The 227-nt window shown below is 44.9% G+C and carries 1 protein-coding gene; it reads right to left on the bottom strand.

What is annotated here, in order from left to right:
• Positions 1 to 227: major capsid protein (locus GFJ99_RS13365; protein ID WP_203228810.1), on the bottom strand; the 227-nt coding region annotated here is incomplete at both ends.

The raw sequence follows: 227 nt of genomic DNA, 5'->3' as shown, positions 1-227 counted from the left end.
GGGTAGTTGTGATACCTTTGATGGCACCCCAACGTAAGTATTCGTGAGTAGCTTCGTGCAGGTCACGTAACTTAGTAAGTTTACGCTCTTGGATGTCTGTCAGAGCTTCTTCTTGGTCAGCAGAACCTGATTGACGAATACCACGAACATCGGCAGGGGTTAAGTAGTCAGAGTAGTGAAACTCAGGAACAACCATTGAGAATACTTCACGTTCCCAATCTTTACTT

Source organism: Flavobacterium sp. LMO6, from assembly GCF_009495795.1.
Taxonomy (GTDB): domain Bacteria; phylum Bacteroidota; class Bacteroidia; order Flavobacteriales; family Flavobacteriaceae; genus Flavobacterium.
The sequence above is the reverse complement of the archived record's forward strand: the minus strand, read 5'-3'. Positions and strand labels throughout refer to the sequence as shown.